This window comes from Mycobacterium sp. TH-M15 (assembly GCF_057473705.1).
In genome coordinates, this window is record NZ_JBYCLB010000388.1 from 1 (window position 1) to 1,699 (window position 1,699).

Sequence of the window (1,699 nt, forward strand, 5' to 3'; positions counted from 1 at the left end):
CGGTGCCGGTCGAAAGCCCTGCGCTGCGTGGTCTGGGCGCGCAGCCGGCCGGGATGGGGGCCGCGGGGATGCCGTTCATGCCGATGGGGGGCGCCCCGGGGGCCGCCGGCGGTTCGGGCAAGCCGCGCCCCGGCCCGGACAGTCACCGGCTGGTGGCGCCCCGACAGCCCAATACGCAGAAGGTGATTGGTGAGCGCAGCGACCGCCTGGATGCGAAACGCTCCCGCCGGGAGCAGCGGATGAACGATGCCCGCGCCGCCGCGGCGGCCCCACCGCGAGAGGACGACGACCAGTGAACGATGTTGACGCGGTGCTGCGGGAGAACCTGTCGCCGAAGGCGTTGCGGGTGCTCGACGCGGTGCGCGAGATTCAAGCGGTCGGCGCCGAGGTGACCAAAGCGATCGACTCGGTGGAGGCCGAGGCGTTGACCGCCGAAGGCGGGGTGTGCGCTTGTGCTGACGGCCAGGGGTTTTTGACTGATCTGGTGATCGCGGATTGGGTGGTCGGTGACTACACCGTCGAGGAGTTAGAAGACGCGATCAGCGATGCGATGGCCGATGCGTCCGGGCGCGGCCAGGCCGCCGGCGAGCGGCTGCTGTCTGGCATTGATGAGCGGCTGGGAGACGCCGGCGAGTTCGATTAGCCGCGTTCGGCGTCGAGCAGCCCGATCAGCTCGGCGGTCAGATCGGCATGGGCGGCGCAGGCTTGACTGAGCCGGCTCTGGTCTTTGAGTAGCTGCATGAGCCGCGCCCGGAGCACACCTAGCCGGTTCTCGCCGGGCAGATGCAGCCAAGCGTCCGCCGCCGGCGCGGTTCGTTTCTGGTCGAGTATGTCTTTGGCCACCCCGGCCGGCCAGCCCAGGACCGCGTCGATTTCGGCGAGGGTCGATTTGCGCGGCATCCGGCGGGCGTTGATGATTTCGCGTAACGCACCACGTTGCGGCCCGCCCCTATTGGCGATTTCTACCGCGGTGAGGTTCAGCGCCGCGATGCGCGATTTCATGGCGTCAGCCAGCGCGACGAGGCCGGGTTGGGGGTCGGGCACGGTAGGTATGTTAGCGACGGGATTCTGCCGAACGCTACACGCTGCCGATGGCCTGCTTGTTGCGGCGGGTTTCGGCGTGCCCATATGCTCAGCCCGGCATCGCAGCCGCCGCCAGCGGTTCAACCGATCAGCGAGCTCGGGGAGGGTAAACGTGACGGTCCTGGCGTTTCTGGCGTTGATCTTGGCCGCCCCCGCGGTGGCGGCCGATTGTGGTTGGCTCACCGGCGTCTGCTACCTGCTGGTGCTGGTCGTGCTGGCCGTGGAAATAGTGCGGCTGCGCCGCAAAACCGCACGCGCAGAACGGGAACTGCAAGCCGTGCTGGGCCACCCGGCTGGCGGGCCGCAGCGGATGCGCGAGCCCAGCTGGGTGCCGCCGCCGGCGTGGTGCGACACCGCCGCCGCGGCCCGCGGCCGCCAGGAGCCGATTGATGCGACGTTTGAAGTGCTGGGCGATTGGCAGTGAGCGACGACGCGCCGACATCGTCAGCCGATCCGCCCGACGCGGAGTCGGGTGCGGGCCAGGCGGATTCGGGGTTACCGCCGGAGCGGATCGGCCGGCGTGACATCGCGTTGACGTTGCCGCATCGCGTGTGGGGGGTGGTCGATCCGCCGCCTGGCGTGGATTCGCCCGAGCCGTGGGCTGATGCCCCACCCG

General features: G+C 69.7%; 4 protein-coding genes and 1 pseudogene. 4 read left to right on the forward strand and 1 reads right to left on the reverse strand.

Annotated features, from left to right (window positions below; genetic code table 11):
- Both AC2VNT_RS09485 and AC2VNT_RS09490 read left to right on the forward strand, forming a co-directional pair.
- A pseudogene (locus tag AC2VNT_RS09485) lies at nucleotides 1-296 on the forward strand (hypothetical protein); the annotation flags it as partial.
- The gene (locus AC2VNT_RS09490) at nucleotides 293-643 is read left to right on the forward strand and encodes a YbaB/EbfC family nucleoid-associated protein (RefSeq protein ID WP_486946616.1); all 351 of its coding nucleotides are present in this window, start codon (nucleotides 293-295) and stop codon (nucleotides 641-643) included. The pseudogene AC2VNT_RS09485 and the gene AC2VNT_RS09490, both read left to right, overlap by 4 nt.
- On the opposite strand, the gene AC2VNT_RS09495 is transcribed toward AC2VNT_RS09490, so the two are convergent.
- Complete coding sequence (locus AC2VNT_RS09495; protein ID WP_486946617.1) at nucleotides 640-1,044, reverse strand: hypothetical protein; 405 nt, start codon at nucleotides 1,042-1,044, stop codon at nucleotides 640-642. The genes AC2VNT_RS09490 and AC2VNT_RS09495 overlap by 4 nt on opposite strands.
- A gap of 151 nt (nucleotides 1,045-1,195) precedes the next feature.
- Here AC2VNT_RS09495 and AC2VNT_RS09500 point away from each other — a divergent pair, with 151 nt between their 5' ends.
- Both AC2VNT_RS09500 and AC2VNT_RS09505 read left to right on the forward strand, forming a co-directional pair.
- On the forward strand, nucleotides 1,196-1,507 hold the full coding sequence (locus AC2VNT_RS09500; protein ID WP_486946618.1) for a hypothetical protein: 312 nt from the start codon (nucleotides 1,196-1,198) through the stop codon (nucleotides 1,505-1,507).
- On the forward strand, nucleotides 1,504-1,699 hold a 196-nt coding region (locus AC2VNT_RS09505; protein ID WP_486946619.1), incomplete at its 3' end, for a hypothetical protein. The genes AC2VNT_RS09500 and AC2VNT_RS09505, both read left to right, overlap by 4 nt.